At 39.8% G+C, this 1,813-nt stretch carries 2 protein-coding genes; both read left to right on the top strand.

All coding sequences use genetic code 11. The features are described 5' to 3' along the window. Positions 1-245 precede the first annotated feature (245 nt). Positions 246-545 carry a helix-turn-helix domain-containing protein gene (locus tag FH976_RS15665; protein WP_194091706.1) on the top strand — a complete coding sequence of 100 codons (300 nt, stop codon included), beginning with the start codon at positions 246-248 and terminating at the stop codon, positions 543-545. Beyond that, the gene (locus FH976_RS15660) at positions 538-1,752 is read left to right on the top strand and encodes a type II toxin-antitoxin system HipA family toxin (protein ID WP_194091705.1); all 1,215 of its coding nucleotides are present in this window, start codon (positions 538-540) and stop codon (positions 1,750-1,752) included. Before FH976_RS15665 ends, FH976_RS15660 begins: the two co-directional genes overlap by 8 nt. Positions 1,753-1,813 lie beyond the last annotated feature (61 nt).

The following is a 1,813-nucleotide window of genomic DNA, read 5'->3' as shown; positions in this document are numbered from 1 at the left end:
GTATTATGAATCAACCATAAAAACGCCAGCAATGGTGGCTCATTTATCGAACAACAAAAGCAAGCTCGTCTCTCGATTAAGTTTTGGTAGTAAGCCTGTTAAAGTGTGCTGTTATCAATAATCTATCATTACATATCAAAGTGTACTTTTGATGTGTAATAGATAATCATTATTGTGTTACTCGAGTTAGAGTGATATGTTTTTATATATATTAAATTTTCAATGATATATTAAAGAGTATCAACATGAGTTATGTAACAGAACAGATACTGGAAAGCCTTCTAGAAGCACGGGTACGTAAGGGGTTTAGCCAGAGGGATCTGAGTGTACGTTCGGGTATACCTCAAAGCCATATATCGAAAATCGAGTCTGGTGGTGTAGACCTAAGAGTTTCCAGTTTGATTGCACTCGCCCGTGTGCTTGACCTAGAAGTATTGATCGCGCCTAGAAAGTTTGTTCCTGCAATAAAGTCGATCATTCGAAGTAATGATAAAGATGAAAATATGTCACCAGCATACAATTTAGATGGGGACGACGATGACTAGCAATGTATCCACTCTAAACGTTTTACTCTATGGCGAACTAATCGCAACTATCACCAACGTGGGTAATGATAGAACACTCTTTGCCTTTACGGATTCATACATTAATGATGAATCTCGGTCTGTATTAGGGCTTGGCTTTAAAGATTCACTAGGTGGTTTGTTGACTAACTTCAAACCAACCCAAACTAAGTTAACCCCGTTTTTCTCCAATTTACTGCCAGAAGAAACGATGCGTAATTACCTAGCAGAGCGTGCAGGTGTGGATCCATCGCGGGAATTTTTCTTATTATGGGTGTTAGGACAAGATTTAGCTGGAGCGATCACGGTTGAACCTGCCGAGGGTGAAGCGCTACCGCCTAATGTACACCAAGAAATTGAAGGTGAAACGAAATACGAGGCACCCATGCGATTTTCATTGGCGGGTGTGCAGTTGAAATTTTCAGCTATGCAGCATGAAAAAGGCGGCTTGACGATCCCAGCTACAGGTCAAGGAGGTTCATGGATTGTGAAATTGCCGTCGTCTCGATTTGAAGCCGTCCCAGAAAATGAATATTCAATGATGGAATTAGCTCGAATGTTGGGAATGGATGTGCCAGAGATTAAGCTACTACCCATTAACCAGATTGCTAATATCCCAAAAGGGATCGGACAATTTGGTGATAGTGCCTTTGTGATCAAACGTTTTGACCGTGCTGATGGTCAAGCAATACATATCGAGGATTTTGCGCAAATTTTTGGCGTATATCCACAAGATAAATACAAAAAAGCCAGCATGCGTAATATCGCTCAGGTTATTGGCATAGAAGGTCAAGACGAAGATATCGCTGAATTTACTCGCAGATTGGTGTTCAATACGTTAATTGGGAATGCTGATATGCATTTGAAGAATTGGTCTATGATTTACAAAGACAAGCGCACGGCATCCATTGCACCAGCTTATGATTTTGTCTCAACTATTGCCTATATCTCCGATGATAGTGCCTCGTTAAAGGTTAGCCGCAGCAAAAAGTTCAGTAATTTCACGTTGGATGAATTATCACACTTAGCAGCTAAAGCGATGTTGCCAGAAAAGTTGGTGTTGGATACAGCAAAGCAAACAGTTTCAGGCTTCCATGAAGTATGGGCTAAAGAAAAATTCCATTTACCGCTTACTAAATCGATGATTGAATTAATTGAGAAGCATTTACAAAGTATACCGCTACGCTAATACTAGATAATTACGGCTATAGAACCTTCCAAGATCATTTAACCATTACATGTTTTAAATT

The sequence above is a fragment of the Vibrio hibernica genome, assembly GCF_015223435.1.
Classification (GTDB): Bacteria; Pseudomonadota; Gammaproteobacteria; order Enterobacterales; family Vibrionaceae; genus Vibrio; species Vibrio hibernica.
The sequence above is the reverse complement of the archived record's forward strand: the minus strand, read 5'-3'. Positions and strand labels throughout refer to the sequence as shown.

Coding starts and splice junctions, on each gene's coding strand:
- FH976_RS15665 (WP_194091706.1), top strand. CDS start 246: ATGAGTTATGTAACAGAACAGATACTGGAAAGCCTTCTAGAAGCACGG.
- FH976_RS15660 (WP_194091705.1), top strand. CDS start 538: ATGACTAGCAATGTATCCACTCTAAACGTTTTACTCTATGGCGAACTA.